Here is a 17,358-nt window from a genome sequence, read left to right as displayed (position 1 = left end):
TTATTTGAGCAAGAAGGATAAAGCCGCATGACCCAGGCACTGGCCGATATGCGCCGTGACTACACACGGGACGGTTTGAGCGAGGCCCAGGCCCCGGATGAACCGTTTGCCTTGTTCCACCAGTGGTTCGCCGACGCGGTGAAAACCGAACAGCCACCGGTGGAGGCCAATGCCATGACCCTGGCTACGGTGGACCAGGACGGTCGCCCGCACTGCCGGATCCTGCTGCTCAAAGGCCTGGATACACAGGGCTTTACCTTCTTCACCAATTATCAGAGCGCCAAGGGCGAACAACTCGCGGCGCGACCGTTTGCCGCCATGACCTTCTTCTGGCCGACCCTGGAGCGCCAGGTGCGCATCGAAGGTCGGGTGGTCAAGGTCTCGCCCGAGGAGTCGGATGCTTACTTCCAGGTCCGTCCCCTGGGTAGCCGCCTGGGTGCCTGGGCTTCACCGCAAAGCCGGGTAATCAGGGACCGCGAAGAGTTGCAGGCGCTGCTCAAGGCCACCGAACAACGCTTCAGCGATACCCAGCCTGATTGCCCCGAACACTGGGGTGGTTACCGCCTGCTGCCGGAGCGCATCGAGTTCTGGCAAGGCCGCGCGAGTCGTTTGCACGACCGCTTGAACTTCCGCTTGCAGGGGGCCGACTGGACCCGTGAGCGCCTGGCGCCCTGAGCCCACCTTTCGTCACCTCGCCTGAATGTAGCGCTGCACGCCGAAGTCTCTAGTCAGAGGCCTTGGATGGGTAGCGCTGCGCTGCGTTATGCGGCCGTTAGCTACAATGATGACAGCGTCCATCGAGATCCTGAGGGAGGTGGGATTGCTACCGTTCGTCGAGTTTTTCGGTACAGGTTCTCTGTACTAAGGCTGAATGAAAACAATTTTCTGCCCGGCATGCCGTGACAGGCGGCAAGCCACAGCGGTTTAATGGATACCTGTCCTTTGGAGTTGATGCTATGCGTAAGTCCGTTTTACTAGTTGCCTGCTTTACCACCCTGTCGCTGCTGCTGGGTGGCTGCGCCTCGAGTCTGACCGGCGACTCGTACTCCCGTGACGAAGCTCGTCGTGTACAGACTGTTCGCATGGGCACCATCGAATCCCTGCGTCCGGTGAAAATCGAAGGCACCAAGACCCCAATCGGCGGCGCTGCGGGCGCAGTCATCGGCGGCGTTGGCGGCAGCGCCATCGGCGGCGGCCGTGGCAGCATCGTGACCGCCGTTATCGGCGCAGTCGCCGGCGGCCTGCTGGGCTCGGCCACCGAGGAAGGCCTGACCCGCACCCAGGGGGTTGAAATCACCGTCCGCGAAGATGATGGCAGCATGCGCGCCTACGTCCAGGCGGTTCAAGAGAACGAAATCTTCCGCATCGGCGACCGCGTCCGCATCATGACGGTGGACGGAACCAGCCGCGTTACTCGTTAAGGGTAAGGTTGCAGGAAAAGAAAAACCCCAACCGGGTGGCCGGTTGGGGTTTTTTATTGGGGGAGCGATTGTTCTTAACGGTCAGGCTTGTACGAGCGCCTGCTTGCGACTGGCCATCGCCGTCACCGCATACCCGATCAGCGCCGCCAGTATCGACCCGGTCAGGATGCCCATCCGGTCCATACCCGCGTATTCACTGCTGCCCGGCACAAACGCCAGGGAGCCGACAAACAGGCTCATGGTGAAGCCGATGCCGCACAGGACCGCCACGCCGAGCACCTGGCCCCAGTTGGCGCCGGCGGGCAGTGCGGCAAGGCCGGTTTTTACCATGACCCAGGTGAAACCCAGTACGCCAACGGTCTTGCCCAGCAGCAGGCCGGCGGCGATGCCCATTGGCACGTGGTGGGTGAAGCTTTCCAGGTTGACGCCAGCCAGCGAGACGCCGGCATTCGCAAAGGCAAACAGCGGCAGGATCGCGTAGGCCACCCAGGGATGCAGGGCGTGTTCCAGGGTCAGCAGCGGCGATGGCTCGGCGTTTTTGGTGCGCAGCGGGATGCAGAAGGCCAATGTCACGCCCGCCAGGGTGGCGTGCACGCCACTCTTGAGCACGCAGACCCACAGGATCAGCCCGACAATCATGTAGGGCCCCAGCTTGACGACACCCAGCCGGTTCATCGCAATCAAGGCGATCAGGCATGCCGCTGCGCCGGCCAATGACGCCCCGGACAGGTCGGTGGAGTAGAAGATGGCGATCACGATGATTGCGCCAAGGTCGTCGATGATGGCCAGGGTCATCAGGAACAGCTTCAGCGAAACCGGCACGCGCTTGCCCAGCAGGGCCAATACGCCCAGGGCGAAGGCAATGTCGGTGGCCATGGGGATTGCCCAGCCACCCAGGGCGGCCGGGTTGTCCTTGTTCAGCGCCCAATAGATCAGCGCCGGCACGACCATGCCGCCGATGGCTGCCGCTCCCGGCAGTACTACTTGCGAAGGCTTGGACAGTTGGCCGTCGAGCAACTCGCGTTTGACCTCAAGGCCGATCAGCAGGAAGAACAGGGCCATCAGGCCGTCGTTGATCCACAGCAGCGCCGGCTTGGCGATTTTCAGGGCGCCGATTTGTGCGACCACCGGCACGTCGAGAAAACTCGCGTAGAGGTGCGACAGCGGTGAGTTGTTGATGATCAGCGCCAAAGCGGCAGCAGCGATCAGGAGCAGACCGCTGGCGGCTTCCAGCTGGAAGAAACGGGTGAAAGTGCTACGCAGAGGCAAGGGATGCTCTCCAATCAAAGTTCAATAGGTGGGTACCCTAACCCGTACCGTTAGTTGTTAAAACAAAAGTTATATTCTTATTTGTTATAAGGAATCGGTCTGATCACTTGCGCGCCAGACCCCGAAAATTGTGTGTCCAATTGAGTCATGACTGTATCTGTGTGGAGTGTAGGAAACATCCTAAGATCAGGTCTGAAATCCTTAGAGAAACCGATCATGAGCGACAACCGCCAATGGGCCCGCGAAGCCATTCGCATTATTGAAGCGGACTTCCAGCGTAGCGCCGACACCCACCTGATCCCCTTGCCAATGCAGGGTTTGCCAGGTATCGAGTTGTATTTCAAGGATGAGTCCAGCCATCCCACCGGCAGCCTGAAACATCGGTTGGCGCGTTCGTTGTTCCTCTATGCGTTGTGCAACGGCTGGCTCAAGCCCGGTGCACCGGTGATCGAAGCCTCCAGCGGTTCCACGGCGATTTCCGAGGCGTACTTCGCCAGGCTGCTGGGCTTGCCGTTTATTGCGGTGATGCCGGCCACCACTTCCCAGGAAAAGATTGCGCAGATCGCGTTCTACGGGGGCAAGAGCCATCTGGTGCAGGATCCGACGCAGATCTACGCCGAATCCGAGCGCCTGGCGCAGGAAAGCGGTGGCCATTTCATGGACCAGTTCACCTATGCCGAACGTGCCACTGACTGGCGCGCCAACAACAACATCGCTGAATCGATCTTCCAGCAACTGCGCTTTGAGCGTTATCCGGAGCCGAGTTGGCTGATTTCCAGCCCCGGCACGGGTGGCACCACGGCGACGTTGGGGCGTTATGTGCGTTATCGCCAGCACTGCACCCGAGTGTTGTGCGCGGACGCGGAGCGTTCGGTGTTTTTCGACTACTACCTGAGCGGCGACGCCAGCCTGCGCCTGGACTGTGGCTCGCGCATCGAAGGTATTGGCCGGCCACGGGTTGAGGCGTCTTTCCTGCCGAAAGTGATTGATGCGATGGTCAAGGTGCCGGATGCGCTGTCCCTGGCGGCCATGCATTACCTGGCGCAGCGCTTGGGGCGGCGAGTAGGCGGCTCAAGTGGCACCAACCTGATCGGTGCGTTGATCGCGGCGCAGCAGATGAAGGCGGCAGGGGAGTCGGGCTCGATCGTGGCGATCTTGTGCGACGGCGGTGAGCGCTATGCCACGACCTATTACGATCAGGCCTGGCTGGCAGGGCAGGGGTATGAGTTGGAGGGTTTGATTGCGGCCGTTGCGGCGAGTGTCGAGCGGGGGCAACCGTTGCCGGAAAGCATCCTGCGCGCCAATATTTGAAACACCGCATTACCAATGTGGGAGCGGGCTTGCTCGCGAATGCGGTGTGTCAGCCAATACATGATTCGGCTGATCCACCGCATTCGCGAGCAAGCCCGCTCCCACATTTGATCTGCTGCGTTTTCAGCGCAGTGGTTAAGCCTCCAGGCCCAACATATCCCGCGCCAGCGCCTCGGCAATCCGAATCCCGTCGACACCCGCCGACAAAATCCCACCGGCATAACCGGCACCTTCGCCCGCCGGGAACAGGCCTTTCACGTTCAGGCTCTGCATCGACTCGTTACGGGTAATCCGCAGCGGCGAAGAAGTGCGGGTCTCGATCCCGGTAAGGACCGCGTCGTGCAGCGAGTAGCCCTTGATCTGCTTCTCGAACGCCGGCAACGCTTCGCGGATGGCTTCGATGGCAAACTCCGGCAACGCCAGCGCCAGGTCACCCAGGGCTACGCCGGGCTTGTAGGATGGCTCCACGGTACCGATGGCGGTGGACGGCTTGCCGGCGATGAAATCACCCACCAGCTGCGCCGGTGCTTCGTAGTTGCTGCCGCCGAGGATGAACGCGTGGGATTCCAGGCGTTCCTGCAACTCGATCCCGGCCAGCGGGCCGCCCGGGTAATCCACTTCCGGGGTGATGCCCACCACGATCCCGGAGTTGGCGTTGCGTTCGTTACGGGAGTACTGGCTCATGCCGTTGGTTACTACGCGGTTCGGCTCTGATGTCGCCGCGACCACGGTACCGCCCGGGCACATGCAGAAGCTGTACACCGAACGGCCGTTCTTGGCGTGGTGCACCAGTTTGTAATCGGCGGCCCCGAGTTTCGGGTGGCCGGCGTACTTGCCCAGGCGTGCAGCGTCGATCAGCGACTGCGGGTGTTCGATACGGAAACCCACCGAGAACGGCTTGGCTTCCATGTACACGCCACGGCCATGCAGCATGCGGAAGGTATCGCGGGCGCTGTGGCCGAGGGCCAGGATTACGTGCTTGGACAGGATCTGCTCGCCGCCATCCACCACCACGCCATTCAACTGGCCGTCTTCGATCAGCACGTCGGTGACCCGCTGCTCGAAGCGCACTTCACCGCCCAGGGCGATGATCTGCTGGCGCATGTTTTCCACGACGCCGGTCAGGCGAAACGTACCGATGTGCGGCTTGCTGACGTAGAGGATTTCGTCTGGCGCACCGGCCTTGACGAACTCGTGCAGCACCTTGCGACCGTGGAATTTCGGGTCCTTGATCTGGCTATAGAGCTTGCCGTCGGAGAAGGTCCCGGCGCCGCCTTCACCGAACTGCACGTTGGATTCCGGGTTCAGCACATTCTTGCGCCACAGGCCCCAGGTGTCCTTGGTGCGCTGGCGCACTTCGCGGCCGCGCTCGAGGATGATCGGCTTGAAACCCATCTGTGCCAGCAACAGCCCGGCGAAGATCCCGCACGGGCCAAAACCGACGACGATCGGCCGCTCGGTCAGGCCTTCCGGCGCATGGCCCACGACCTTGTAGCTGATGTCCGGCGCAGGGTTGACGTTGCGGTCGTCGGCGAACTTGAGCAGCAGGGCCGCCTCGCCTTTGACTTCCAGGTCGATGGTGTAGATGAAGCACAGCTCCGACGATTTCTTGCGGGCGTCGTAGCTGCGTTTGAACAGGGTGAAATCGAGCAGGTCATCACTGGCGATGCCCAGGCGTTGCACAATGGCAGGCCGCAGGTCTTCTTCGGGATGGTCGATGGGCAGCTTGAGTTCGGTGATTCGTAACATGACAGGAATCCGGTAGGCGGCGGGCAAAGAGGCCGGCTGTTTTGCAAACCGGCGATTATAAGCCCCAACAGCGGTTTCCCGTCATGCTAAAACAGCGCAGGGCGCAATCAGTCGTCTCGCGAACCGCCGAACGACGCGCAACCGCGTTGCACCTGGCCGTTGACCCGAAGCTCGGCGGACATGTGCTGCAGGCTGCCGCTGGCGCTGTCGACACAGCGTTGCGGGGCCACCCAGAGTTCGATGTGCTGGTTATTCGCTTCGGTCATCAGGTTGAACCGTCCGTCGCCCGATTGCTCTTCCACATACGGCACGGCCAATGGTGGCTGGCCTTCACGCTCCAGCACCATGCCCTTGGCGGTGACGTTCATCGCCCAGGCCGGTTTGTGGCCGTTGGCCCGCAGGATCATGCGCTTGAAGTCCGGGTCATCACAGGCCGAGGTCGAGCGCTCGACGCGGTACACCTGTTGCAGGTCCACCGTGCCCTGGGTACCGCTGGCGACGCCGGAGAACTTGCCACGCAGGTCGGCAAACAGTGCGCCTTGCTGGCCGGCCAGGGAGGCGGCCTCCTGCAGGATGCTGGTGCCACCGGTGTCGTTGACCACGTAGTTGCGTTTGTCGTTGCAGGGCTGGAACAGCAGTTTGTCACCCTGCGCCGTCAACTCGCCCTGCATGCGGGTCATCCCGGCGAGAGAGGGCTTGGCCGGCTCGTTATCGAACATCTGGCAGGCGGCGAACAGGGGCAACAGGGCAAACAAGGCTAGGGTACGGGCGGCACGCATTATCGGGTCTCCTGATAAGTGCCGCCACGTTACGCAGGCTGGCGGTGCATCACAAGCCCGGGACACAGGTTGAATAAGGTGTGCCGGGGGCGATCATCCCTGCTGGGACTTTTCCTATAGAGGGATCTGAACGGTCATGGGAACGTCTTTCTCTTTTATTCGGAAAGCCGCGATGACTATTCGATGGAATCTGTGGGGGCTGTTACTGGTGACGGGTTCTGCACTGGGCAGTGAACCGGCGCGGCTGGAGTACTCCTCTGCCACTGACTTTACCGAGATCTCGATCACCGTGAAGAGGACGCCTGACAGTAGCCCGGACTTTATTTCGGTCAATGTCACGCTGAGCCCGGAGGCCAGGGCCCGCACGGCTGCAATTACTTTACTGGCTTACAACAAGCAGGTTTCGACATACGTAGACGGCTACAACGTGAGTGATGGCGCCACTGTCATGGGTGTGCTGAACACACGAGAAATACAGTTTTCCGTCCCCCAGGACATGCTCCGTAAATGGATGCCCTGGGTTCAACGGTGACGGCTTTTCAGGCTGGTCAGCCTACGATAAACGTCTGCCCGGTCTGCAAGCCTTCCACGCTTTTCGCGTAGGCCAACGCCACTTCTGCACCCGGAGCCGGTTTGTACCCACGGAAGTACGGCGCGTAGCTGCCCATGGCTTCCAGCAGGACGGTAGGGCTGACCGAGTTGATGCGCAGGCCGCGGGGCAGTTCGATCGCAGCGGCTTTCACGAATGCATCCAGCGCGCCGTTGACCAGGGCAGCCGAAGCACCGGTGCGAATCGGATCGCGGTTGAGAATGCCGCTGGTGAAGGTGAACGACGCGCCGTCATTGGCGAACTCGCGGCCAATCAGCAGCAGGTTGACCTGGCCCATCAGCTTGTCTTGCAGGCCCAGGTCAAAATCGGTTTCGCTCATGTCGCCCAGGGGCACGAAGTTGACGCTGCCGGCGGCGCAGATCAGTGCGTCGAATTTGCCGGTCTGTTCGAACAGTTTGCGGATCGAGGCGCTGTCGCTGATATCGACCTGGAAGTCGCCACTTTTGCGACCGATGCTGATCACTTCATGCCGTTGGGACAGTTCTGCCTTCACCGCCGAACCCACGGTACCGCTTGCGCCAATCAACAGGATTTTCATCGTGCCTTCCTCCAGATGTGTAGGTGAGGTTTCAGTCTAGAGTGATTTTTTGCGCGGATAAGTGCACTAATAGGCAACCTTTGATTTTCAATTGGAAACAATCCATGAGCGAAATGGATGACCTCGCCGCGTTTGCCGTGTTGATCGAAGCCGGCAGCTTTACCTTGGCGGCCCAGCAACTGGGCTGCAGCAAAGGGCAACTGTCCAAGCGCATCAGCCAGTTGGAAGCGCAGTTTTCGGTGGTGTTGTTGCATCGCACCACCCGCCGCCTGAGCCTGACGGCGGCGGGTGCGGCGCTGTTGCCGCAAGCCCAGGCGTTGGTGGTCCAGGTGGAGCGGGCACGTCAGGCGTTGGCCAGGCTCAAGGATGATCTCGTCGGCCCGGTGCGTATGACGGTTCCGGTGTCCCTGGGCGAAACCTTCTTCGACGGTCTGTTGCTGGAGTTTTCCCGGGAGTACCCACAGGTGCAGATCGAGTTGGAACTCAACAACCAGTACCGGGACCTGGCGCGGGATGGCTTCGACCTGGCGGTACGTTCGGAGGTCGCCAACGACGAGCGTCTGGTCGCCAAGCCGTTGCTCGCCTGGCACGAGATGACCTGCGCCAGCCCGGCTTACCTGGAACAGCACGGCGAGCCGCTGACGCCGGCGGAACTGGTGGGCCACAACTGCTTGCTGAACAGCCACTACAGTGGTCGTGAAGAGTGGCTGTATCACCAACAGCATGAGCTGCTGCGGGTTCGGGTATCCGGGACCTTTGCCTCCAACCATTACAACTTGTTGAAGAAGGCTGCACTGGTGGGGGCGGGCATCGCGCGCTTGCCGTCCTACGTGCTGCACGCGGAATTGGCTGACGGTCGCCTGCGCTGGCTCCTGCGGGATTATCAGACCCGCAGCATGCCGATGTACCTGGTCCATCCGTATCAGGGCGGCCTGCCGCGCCGCACCCAGGTACTCGCAGATTATCTGGTGGGCTGGTTCAAGCGCAGCGGCGAAGCCCTCGATCGCCTTTAGCGGTAGCGTCGCGCAATCAGGTGATCAATCGAGAAGCTGCCCGGCCCCTTGGCCATCAACAGCAGCAGCAATGCGATCCAGGTGCCGTGGGTCGGGTAGGCGTCCGGGTAGACGAAAAGCTGGATGGTCAGGGTCATGCCCAGCAGCGCCAGCGCCGAGAATCGCGTGGCAAACCCCACGAGGATCAGCACCGGGAAAAAATGCTCGGCGAACGCAGCCATGTGCGCCGCCACTTCCGCAGACAGCAGCGGCACGTGGTATTCGCTGCGAAACAGCGGCAGGGTGGACGGCGCCAAGTGCGGCCAGCCCAGTTGGAACGTGCCGCCGATCAGGTCCACGGCGAAGCCTTCGACCTTGGTCTGTCCGGATTTCCAGAACACCGCCGCGATAGAGAAGCGTGCGACAAAGGCGATCAGGCTGTAGGGGATTTTCTCGAAGCACTGGATGATCCGTTGGATCAGCCCGGGAGCGGTGGTGTTCATGGCGATACCTTGGGTTCTGTGTGCAAGTGGGTGATGGCGCCGTGACCGATCAGCAGGGCCAGGCATTGGTGCAGGTCAAATTCGGCGGCCGCATCGAGGGCGTAGGCCACGGCCATTTCCAATGGCCAACCGTTGTTCAGGCTGTTGATAAACGTCGCTGAGCCGCTGTCGATGTGAAATACCTGCACGTGCAGGCCATTGCGTAGCACCAGCGCGCTTTGGGCATGGAAGGGGTCGAGGGTGGCGAGGGATTCGCCGGTCTGATGCGCCGCCCATAAAGCCACCACGGCGTAGGCCGAGTTCAGGGTGGCCAGGGATGGATGCAGTTGCAGGCGCAGTTCGCCCAGGTCCGACTGTTGTTGCAGGGTGGCGATGACCTCCTGTTGATCCAGTGGCTGTGCGTCTGCCGCGTGGTAGGCCCTCACCCGCAATCGCTCCAGGCGCGCCACATCAGCCAGGTAAGGCACGCTGGCGGCGGGCGCGAAGCCCTGGATAAAGTCCGCCAGGTCGCTGCCGTACTCATTGATCAGAGGGCTTGTCGGCGGGAAACCCTGGACATACACACCGGCCATCGCCCGAAAAAACTCATCGCCCACCAGTTGCAGGGTGACCGGGTAGCCGGCGGCCAGCGCGTTGATCAGCGAGCTATGGACATTGTTGCGATACACCGCAAAACGACCGGCCGGATCGGCGCCGTTGCGGCTGAACAAGCCTTGCGGGCAGTTTTCGTCGGGGGACAGCAGTGCGCGGCTAAAGACGTCCTGGCGGCTCATGCACGCACCTCCAGCAGAAACCGGTCGGCCTCGCGTGCTTCAGCGTGCAGCACGCTGAACGCCGGCACCTGGTTGTCGCGCTCGATCAGCGTGGCGACCGGCCCGGTGCGGCTGAGCACGTGCTGGTAGAGCTGCCATACCGCGTTGTCGATGGGGGCGCCGTGATCGTCAATCAGCAAACGGTCGCCGAGGCTGTCGGTGTCTTCGGCAAACCCTGCCAGGTGAATCTCGCCCACGGCGTGCAACGGCAAGGCCTCGATGTACTTCAGCGGGTCTTGCTGATGGTTGATGCACGACACATACACATTGTTCACGTCCAGCAGCAGCCCGCAGCCGGTGCGGCGAATCGCTTCGCTGATGAAGTCGGTCTCTTCCAGGGTGGAGCACTGGAATTGCAGATAGGTCGACGGGTTCTCCAGCAGCATGGTCCGCTGCAGGCGGGTTTGTACCTGGTCGATGTGTTCGCACACCCGCTTCAGGGTTTCATCGTCATACGCCAGCGGCAGCAAATCATTGAGAAACACCGGGCCGTGGCTGGACCAGGCCAGGTGTTCGGAAAAGGAGTGGGGTTGATAGCGTTCGATCAGCGTGGCCAAGCGCGCCAGGTGCTCGTCGTTCAGCGGACCTTCGCCGCCAATGGACAGGCCTACACCGTGCAGCGACAGCGGGTACTGTTCGCGGATCAAGCCCAGGTAGTGATGGAAAGGCCCGCCGGCCACCATATAGTTTTCGGCGTGGACTTCAAAAAAACCGATATCGGGGGACGTCTCGAGCACTTCACTGAAGTGCTCGTTCTTGAGCCCCAGCCCGGCCCGACGGGGGAGGCCGGGCGCCTGAGCCTGGGAGATGGAGTGGGTGAATGAGAGCGTCATCGTCAGTACTCAGGCTGTGCAGGGTTTCAGGACTTGGCGGTGAAGGCAGCTTCCTGGCCGAAGCCGGTTGGCGAGGTGGTGCTTGGGGTTTTCAGGCAGGTACCGGCCGGGACCAGTTTCCAGGCGTTGGCCTGATCCTTGACCTTCGAGGTGCCCGCGCAGGAAGTGCCGGCGCCTGCGGCGCAATCGTTCTTGCCGGCTTCGGCTACACCGAAGCATTTCTGCATGTCATCGGCGGCGTGGGCGGTGGTGGTCAGGGCGGACAGGCTCAGGGCCGAACCCAGGGCCAGGACGAGGGTGGCGGCGGACAGCGAGCGGGTTTTGGTAGTCATGGTGTATCTCCAGCAGTGGGTTGAGTTGGCAAGCATGTTCGCCTGCTTACACCACTAGAGAAAGGGGGAAGGGATTCGTTACAAAGCCGGGGAAAATAATTTCAGGTTTCGCCAAAGTCTTTGGTTCACACCAAACAAATGTGGGAGCGGGCTTGCTCGCGAAGGCAGTGGGTCAGTCACCCAACAAGTTGGCTGATCCACCGCCTTCGCGAGCAAGCCCGCTCCCACAAAAGCCCGCTCATACATTGACCAGATGGGCATCAACCGCCCAAATAAGCCTCACGTACTTTCGGATCGGTCAGCAGTTGTTCGCCGCTGCCCTGCATCACCACGCGGCCGTTTTCCAGCACGTAGGCGCGGTCGGCAATCTTCAGCGCTTGGTTGGCGTTCTGCTCCACCAGGAACACCGTCACACCGTCCTTGCGCAGCTGTTCGATGATGTCGAAGATCTGCTGGATGATAATCGGCGCCAACCCCAGGGACGGTTCGTCCAGCAACAACAGCTTGGGCTTGCTCATCAGCGCGCGGCCGATGGCGAGCATTTGCTGTTCGCCGCCGGACATGGTGCCGCCGCGCTGGCTGAAGCGTTCCTTGAGCCGCGGGAACAGGTGCAGCACCTTGTCCATCTGCTCCTGGTAATCGCCCTTGTCGGTGAAGAACCCGCCCATGGCGAGGTTCTCTTCCACGGTCAGGCGGGCAAATACCCGGCGGCCTTCCGGAACCACGGCAATGCTCTTGCGCATGATCTCGGAGGAGGCCTGGCCCACCAGCTCCTCACCCATGTAGCGGATGCTGCCGCTGTGAGCCTGGGGCGAACCGCACAGGGTCATCAGCAGCGTGGATTTACCGGCACCGTTGGCGCCGATCAGGGTAACGATTTCGCCCTGGCGCACTTCCACGTTGACGCTGTGCAGCGCCTGGATCTTGCCGTAGAAAGTGGAAACGTTTTCGAATTGCAGCATTTTACGCTTCCCCCAAATAGGCTTTGATCACTTCCGGGTTGTCGCGGATCTGCTCCGGCGTACCGTCGGCCAGTGGCGTGCCCTGGTTGATCACGACGATATGGTCGGAAATGCTCATGACCAGTTTCATGTCGTGTTCGATCAGCAGCACGGTGGCGTTGTTTTCTTCACGCAGCACACTGATCAGCGCCTTGAGGTCTTCTGTTTCCTTCGGGTTCAAGCCGGCGGCCGGTTCGTCGAGCATGAGGATCCGCGGGCGGGTCATCATGCAGCGGGCGATTTCCAGGCGCCGTTGCTGACCGTAGGCCAGGGTGCCGGCAGGACGGTTGGCAAACTCGGTGAGGTTGACCTTGTCCAGCCAGTACGCTGCATATTCCATGGCCTCGCGCTCGCTCTTGCGGAACGACGGCGTCTTGAACAGGCCGGCAAAGAAGTTGGTGTTCAGGTGGCGATGCTGGGCGATCAACAGGTTCTCGACCGCCGTCATGTCCTTGAACAACCGCACGTTCTGGAAGGTGCGCACCACGCCCTTGCGGGCGATCTCGTGGCCGGCCAGGCCCTGGATCGGCTGGCCGTCCAGCAGGATGGTGCCGCCAGCCGGCTTGTAGAAGCCGGTCAGGCAGTTGAACACCGTGGTCTTGCCGGCGCCGTTGGGGCCGATCAGGGCCACGACTTGTTTCTCTTGCACGGTCAGGGCCACGCCGTTGACCGCCAGCAAACCGCCGAAGCGCATGCTCAAGTTTTCGACTTTCAGGATCTCGCGGCTCATTTGCGCAGCTCCATGTGGGGACGTTGCATGGGCAGCAGGCCTTGAGGTCGCCAGATCATCATCAGCACCATCATGGCGCCGAACATCAACATGCGGTATTCGCTGAATTCACGCATCATTTCCGGCAGCAGGATCATCACGATCGCAGCGAGGATCACGCCCAGCTGCGAGCCCATGCCGCCCAGTACCACGATGGCGAGGATGATTGCCGACTCGATGAAGGTGAACGACTCCGGGGTCACCAGGCCTTGGCGCGCGGCGAAGAAGCTGCCGGCAAAACCGGCGAAGGTCGCCCCGAGGGTGAATGCCGAAAGCTTGATGACGGTCGGATTCATGCCTAGTGCACGGCAGGCGATTTCATCTTCGCGCAGCGCTTCCCACGCACGGCCGATCGGCATGCGCAGCAGGCGGTTGATCACGAACAGCGCCGCCAGTGCCAGCAGCAGGGCCACCAGGTACAGGAACACCACTTTGCTCACCGGGTTGTAGTCGATCCCGAAGTACTCGTGGAACGTCTGCATGCCTTCGGCCGCGGTGCGGTCGAACGTCAGCCCGAAGAACGTCGGCTTGGGAATGCTACTGATGCCGTTGGGGCCGCCGGTGATATCGGTGAGGTTACGCAGGAACAGACGGATGATTTCACCGAAGCCCAGGGTCACGATCGCCAGGTAGTCACCGCGCAAGCGCAGTACCGGGAAGCCCAGCAGGAAGCCAAATGTGGCCGCCGCCATGCCGGCCAGTGGCAGGCAGATCCAGAAGCCCCAGCCCAGGTAATGCGAGAGCAGCGCGTAGGTGTAGGCACCCACTGCGTAGAAGCCCACATAGCCCAGGTCGAGCAAGCCGGCCAGACCCACCACAATGTTCAGGCCCAGGCCCAGCAACACGTAGATCAGGATCAGCGTCGCGATATCCACCGCACCACGGGAACCGAAGAAAGGCCAGATCAACGCGGCCACGATCAGGCCGATGATGATGTAGCGCTGGGTGCGCGGCAGGGTCAGGAACTGGCTGACCTTGGGCGATACCAACGGGCCACGGTTGGACTTGAGGAGTGCCCCGACCTGTTGGGTGAACAGCACGCGCAGGAACATCAGCACCGAGCACAGGGCAATGATGGTCAACGTCACGGGACCGGTGCCATGCACTTCGAGGTTGATCCCGACAATGCTCAACTTGAGCCCGAGTACCGGGAAGGCCACGGCCCAGACCAGCAAGGCGCTGAAAAACGCCGATTTAAGATATCTGCTCATACTTTCTCAACCTCCGGACGGCCCAGAATGCCGGTCGGCCGGAACAACAGCACCAGAACCAATAGACCGAATGCCACCACGTCCTTGTACTGGTCACCGAATACGTCGGCGCCAAAGGCTTCAGCCACCCCCAGCACCAGCCCGCCGAGCATCGCGCCCGGAATGCTGCCGATGCCGCCCAATACCGCCGCGGTGAAGGCCTTGAGGCCCACCAGGAAACCGGCGTTGGGGTTGATCACGCCGTACTGCATGCTCAGCAACACGGCAGCGATAGCCGCCAGTGCGGCACCGATGACGAAGGTCAGGGCGATGATGTTGTTGGTGTTGATGCCCAACAGGTTGGCCATCTTGATGTCTTCGGCGCAGGCCCGGCAGGCGCGCCCCAGACGGGAGCGAGAGATGAACAGGGTCAGGCCGAGCATTGCCACCAGGGTGACGACGAAGACCAGGATCTGCATATAGGAAATCAGCACTTCCTGTGCGCCGCCTGGGCCGAAGGAGATGCTCCCCGGGATCAGGTTGGGAATGGATTTGTCCTTGGAGTCCTGGGACAGCAATACGGTGTTCTGCAGGAAAATCGACATGCCGATCGCGGAGATCAGCGGGATCAAGCGGTTGCTGCCACGCAAGGGGCGGTACGCAACGCGTTCGATACTGTAGCCATAGGCACTGGTTACGACGATGGACGCCAGGAATGCAGCGGTCATCAACAGCGGCAGGGAATGGATACCCAGCATGGCCAGCCCGGCAAGGGCGATGAAGGCCACGTAGGAACCAATCATGTACACCTCGCCATGGGCGAAGTTAATCATTCCAATGATGCCGTAAACCATTGTGTAGCCAATGGCTATCAAGGCATAGGTGCTGCCAACGGTCATGCCGTTAACCAGCGTTTGGAAAAAATGATAGATCTCAGGCATTACAGCGCTCCTAAAAACCCGATACGCATTTCACTGGTGGAGTCAATTTCCGGCTCGGTGCCCTGTTCTGTGATCAGGTTGCACAAAGCGTTTGCCAGCGAACCGCTGGTGACGGTTTTAAGATTTTCAGGTGAGCCAGCGCCCGGATCGCGGGTGACAGGCCCATAAACCTCGTAAAACAAAGCCCACTGCTTGCACAGTGGGCTTGTTGACCAGTAACGCCTGGCTTACTGAGGGGAAACTTCGGTTTTTGGTTTGCCGAAGTGCCATTCGTAGACCACGAACTTGAAGTCCTTCAGGTCGCCCTTGGCGTCGAAGCTCAGGTCGCCGGTCGGGGTCTTGAAGGTACCGGCGTGGATGGCCGCTGCCACCTTGGCGGTGTCTTCGCTCTTCGCGGCAGCGATACCGCCGGCGATCACTTCAACAGCCGAGTAGGCCGGGAACACGAACGGACCGGTTGGGTCCTGCTTGTTCTTGGTGAACTCTTCAACGATTGCCTTGTTGGCAGGATCGGTGTCGAAGGATTTCGGCAGGGTAACCAGCAGGCCTTCGGAAGCGTTCTGGGCGATTTGCGAGATGGAGTCGTTGCCGACGCCTTCAGGGCCCATGAACTTGGCGTTCACGCCTTTTTCCTTGGCTTGGCGCAGGATCAGGCCCAGCTCAGGGTGGTAGCCGCCGTAGTAGACGAAGTCGACGTTGGCTTGCTTGAGCTTCTGGATCAGCGAACCGAAGTCTTTGTCGCCAGCGTTGATGCCTTCGAAGAGGGCAACTTTCACGCCTTTCTTCTCGAGGGTTTGTTTAACGGCGGTGGCGATGCCTTCACCGTATTGCTGTTTGTCGTGGATAACGGCTACGACTTTCGGCTTCACGTGGTCGGCGATGTAGTTACCGGCGGCTGGGCCCTGGGCGCTGTCCAGGCCGATGGTACGGAAGACCAGCTTGTAGCCACGGGACGTGATTTCCGGGCTGGTGGCAGCCGGGGTGATCATGATCACGCCTTCGTCTTCGTAGATGTCGGATGCTGGCTGAGTGGAGCTGGAGCAAAGGTGACCGACCACGAACTTGACGCCGTCGTTGACCACTTTGTTGGCTACGGCCACGGCTTGTTTTGGATCGCAAGCGTCGTCGTATTCCTTGGCTTCGAGCATTTTGCCATCTACGCCGCCCTTGGCGTTGATGTCGGCGATGGCCTGCTTGGCACCCATGAACTGCATGTCGCCGTACTGGGTCACAGGGCCGGTTTTAGGGCCGGCAATACCGATCTTGATGGTGTCAGCTGCGAACGAATGGCTGGCAACCCCGGCCAGGACCATAGCGGCAAACAGTTTGGAAATCTGCTTAGTAGCCTTATTCATAGTGCTCCACTCTTACTGTTGTATTTTTTATAGTTCTAGCGGCCTTGTGAGCTGCAGAACCGGATCAGATATCTCGGATATCCCCCGGCAGCGGCCTGGCAACTGTACCGGTACAGTGTAGAGCGCCGGTTGATCGCTTGAAAAGCTGGCTGCTGGGGGCAAAACCCGGGTATGTCGCTTAAATGAAAGAAAAAGACAGAATTGCGGCGGGGTGATGCCAGAGTTTCGGGCAATCCTTGGCTTTCCTGACACTTTCGTTCGGTGCCTCATTTGCAACTGGGTTTTTCTGCCTGGGGCTCGACGGTATGATTGCGCCGATTTTTTCTTCAGGTGAACTCCCATGACGCAAGAACCTAGCACCCTCTATGCCAAGCTGCTTGGTGAAACTGCCGAAATTTCCTGGAAGGAGCTTGAGCCGTTCTTTGCCAAGGGTGCCCTATTGTGGGTCGACGCCGGGCTGGATTTGATCGAGGCCGCCGAGGGCATGGCTGAGGACAACCGTGAGAAAGTCGCTGCCTGGCTGGCTGCGGGGAGTCTTGGCGAGGTGTCTGCGACGCGGGCATTGGACCTGGTTGAGCGGGATCCGAGTTTGTGGGCGGTGGTGGTTTCGCCGTGGATTCTGATCCAGGAAAGGGCAGTGTAGGAAATGCATGCGCGAAAAAGGTGCGTGATTTTTCCGAGTTTAAGTGTGTAGGCGGGTAACTGCATTTGCGGTGATGGCACCTTGCCGTAGAGAAAGGTCACAGGCGGGGGTTACGTGCGCGTCATGGGAACAGTTTTGGTAGCGGCGGAGTGCGGGGGGAATTGTTTCTGGGTGTGAGTTTTTTGAGTACATATCCGTTATTTAGGTAACGGCTACTTATGGTTCCGCTCTTACAGCGGGTCACTTTTGGCAAACGCCCGGAATGCCGGCCCAGCCAAAAGTAACCAAAAGGTCTTTGCCCCACCACTCG

At 60.6% G+C, this 17,358-nt stretch carries 20 protein-coding genes; 6 read left to right on the top strand and 14 right to left on the bottom strand.

All coding sequences use genetic code 11. The annotated features are described in order from the left end of the window. Positions 1–27: 27 nt before the first annotated feature. On the top strand, positions 28–675 hold the full coding sequence (gene pdxH, locus ACIOMR_RS25380; RefSeq protein WP_003211693.1) for a pyridoxamine 5'-phosphate oxidase: 648 nt from the start codon (positions 28–30) through the stop codon (positions 673–675). A gap of 281 nt (positions 676–956) precedes the next feature. Further along, on the top strand, positions 957–1,421 hold the full coding sequence (locus tag ACIOMR_RS25375) for a glycine zipper 2TM domain-containing protein (protein WP_003189251.1): 465 nt from the start codon (positions 957–959) through the stop codon (positions 1,419–1,421). An 81-nt stretch (positions 1,422–1,502) separates the two neighbouring features. Here ACIOMR_RS25375 and nhaA read toward each other — a convergent pair whose 3' ends face one another. Beyond that, positions 1,503–2,690, bottom strand: a complete 1,188-nt coding sequence (gene nhaA, locus ACIOMR_RS25370; protein WP_177081102.1) for a Na+/H+ antiporter NhaA — start codon at positions 2,688–2,690, stop codon at positions 1,503–1,505. A 213-nt stretch (positions 2,691–2,903) separates the two neighbouring features. Here nhaA and ACIOMR_RS25365 point away from each other — a divergent pair, with 213 nt between their 5' ends. Beyond that, a complete protein-coding gene (locus ACIOMR_RS25365; protein ID WP_173406096.1) occupies positions 2,904–4,001 on the top strand; it encodes a PLP-dependent cysteine synthase family protein in 1,098 nt (365 codons plus the stop codon). A 135-nt stretch (positions 4,002–4,136) separates the two neighbouring features. On the opposite strand, the gene ACIOMR_RS25360 is transcribed toward ACIOMR_RS25365, so the two are convergent. Together ACIOMR_RS25360 and ACIOMR_RS25355 are read right to left on the bottom strand one after the other, a co-directional pair. Continuing rightward, complete coding sequence (locus ACIOMR_RS25360) at positions 4,137–5,750, bottom strand: NAD(P)/FAD-dependent oxidoreductase (protein ID WP_102368251.1); 1,614 nt, start codon at positions 5,748–5,750, stop codon at positions 4,137–4,139. Between the two features lie 107 nt (positions 5,751–5,857). Further along, positions 5,858–6,529 (bottom strand): COG3650 family protein, encoded by a 672-nt coding sequence (locus ACIOMR_RS25355; RefSeq protein ID WP_003211681.1) that lies wholly within the window; start codon positions 6,527–6,529, stop codon positions 5,858–5,860. 172 nt (positions 6,530–6,701) lie between these two features. Between ACIOMR_RS25355 and ACIOMR_RS25350 the strand changes: the two genes are divergently transcribed. Further along, positions 6,702–7,061 carry a hypothetical protein gene (locus tag ACIOMR_RS25350; protein ID WP_003211679.1) on the top strand — a complete coding sequence of 120 codons (360 nt, stop codon included), beginning with the start codon at positions 6,702–6,704 and terminating at the stop codon, positions 7,059–7,061. 16 nt (positions 7,062–7,077) lie between these two features. Here ACIOMR_RS25350 and ACIOMR_RS25345 read toward each other — a convergent pair whose 3' ends face one another. Further along, positions 7,078–7,677: a short chain dehydrogenase gene (locus ACIOMR_RS25345; RefSeq protein WP_003211677.1), complete on the bottom strand. Its 600-nt coding sequence runs from the start codon at positions 7,675–7,677 to the stop codon at positions 7,078–7,080. 104 nt (positions 7,678–7,781) lie between these two features. Here ACIOMR_RS25345 and ACIOMR_RS25340 point away from each other — a divergent pair, with 104 nt between their 5' ends. After that, positions 7,782–8,690 (top strand): LysR family transcriptional regulator, encoded by a 909-nt coding sequence (locus tag ACIOMR_RS25340; RefSeq protein ID WP_003211675.1) that lies wholly within the window; start codon positions 7,782–7,784, stop codon positions 8,688–8,690. Here the strand turns inward: ACIOMR_RS25340 and ACIOMR_RS25335 are convergent. From ACIOMR_RS25335 to ACIOMR_RS25290, 10 genes are all read right to left on the bottom strand, one after another. Then, the gene (locus tag ACIOMR_RS25335; protein ID WP_008432068.1) at positions 8,687–9,172 is read right to left on the bottom strand and encodes a DoxX family protein; all 486 of its coding nucleotides are present in this window, start codon (positions 9,170–9,172) and stop codon (positions 8,687–8,689) included. The genes ACIOMR_RS25340 and ACIOMR_RS25335 overlap by 4 nt on opposite strands. Next, positions 9,169–9,945 carry a DUF2063 domain-containing protein gene (locus ACIOMR_RS25330; protein ID WP_102368254.1) on the bottom strand — a complete coding sequence of 259 codons (777 nt, stop codon included), beginning with the start codon at positions 9,943–9,945 and terminating at the stop codon, positions 9,169–9,171. Before ACIOMR_RS25330 ends, ACIOMR_RS25335 begins: the two co-directional genes overlap by 4 nt. Beyond that, positions 9,942–10,817 (bottom strand): DUF692 domain-containing protein, encoded by an 876-nt coding sequence (locus ACIOMR_RS25325; RefSeq protein ID WP_003211668.1) that lies wholly within the window; start codon positions 10,815–10,817, stop codon positions 9,942–9,944. Before ACIOMR_RS25325 ends, ACIOMR_RS25330 begins: the two co-directional genes overlap by 4 nt. 26 nt (positions 10,818–10,843) lie before the next feature. Next, positions 10,844–11,149, bottom strand: coding sequence for a DUF2282 domain-containing protein (locus ACIOMR_RS25320; protein WP_003211666.1), 306 nt, complete (start codon positions 11,147–11,149; stop codon positions 10,844–10,846). A 260-nt stretch (positions 11,150–11,409) separates the two neighbouring features. Further along, complete coding sequence (locus ACIOMR_RS25315) at positions 11,410–12,111, bottom strand: ABC transporter ATP-binding protein (RefSeq protein WP_003211664.1); 702 nt, start codon at positions 12,109–12,111, stop codon at positions 11,410–11,412. 1 nt (position 12,112) lies between these two features. Continuing rightward, a complete protein-coding gene (livG, locus tag ACIOMR_RS25310; RefSeq protein ID WP_003211663.1) occupies positions 12,113–12,880 on the bottom strand; it encodes a high-affinity branched-chain amino acid ABC transporter ATP-binding protein LivG in 768 nt (255 codons plus the stop codon). Continuing rightward, positions 12,877–14,130, bottom strand: a complete 1,254-nt coding sequence (locus ACIOMR_RS25305) for a high-affinity branched-chain amino acid ABC transporter permease LivM (RefSeq protein ID WP_003211661.1) — start codon at positions 14,128–14,130, stop codon at positions 12,877–12,879. The genes livG and ACIOMR_RS25305 overlap by 4 nt, the downstream gene beginning before the upstream one ends. Further along, a complete protein-coding gene (gene livH, locus ACIOMR_RS25300; protein WP_003211659.1) occupies positions 14,127–15,050 on the bottom strand; it encodes a high-affinity branched-chain amino acid ABC transporter permease LivH in 924 nt (307 codons plus the stop codon). The genes ACIOMR_RS25305 and livH overlap by 4 nt, the downstream gene beginning before the upstream one ends. Continuing rightward, on the bottom strand, positions 15,050–15,232 hold the full coding sequence (locus tag ACIOMR_RS25295; protein ID WP_003211657.1) for a hypothetical protein: 183 nt from the start codon (positions 15,230–15,232) through the stop codon (positions 15,050–15,052). Before ACIOMR_RS25295 ends, livH begins: the two co-directional genes overlap by 1 nt. Positions 15,233–15,277: 45 nt before the next feature. Beyond that, positions 15,278–16,405 (bottom strand): branched-chain amino acid ABC transporter substrate-binding protein, encoded by a 1,128-nt coding sequence (locus ACIOMR_RS25290; protein WP_087693197.1) that lies wholly within the window; start codon positions 16,403–16,405, stop codon positions 15,278–15,280. 340 nt (positions 16,406–16,745) lie between these two features. On the opposite strand from ACIOMR_RS25290, the gene ACIOMR_RS25285 reads away from it, so the two are divergent. Beyond that, the gene (locus ACIOMR_RS25285) at positions 16,746–17,048 is read left to right on the top strand and encodes a DUF2288 domain-containing protein (protein WP_003211652.1); all 303 of its coding nucleotides are present in this window, start codon (positions 16,746–16,748) and stop codon (positions 17,046–17,048) included. Positions 17,049–17,358 lie beyond the last annotated feature (310 nt).

The sequence above is a fragment of the Pseudomonas sp. NPDC087814 genome (genome assembly GCF_044742865.1).
Taxonomy (GTDB): domain Bacteria; phylum Pseudomonadota; class Gammaproteobacteria; order Pseudomonadales; family Pseudomonadaceae; genus Aquipseudomonas.
This window is presented reverse-complemented; position numbering and strand designations above follow the sequence as displayed.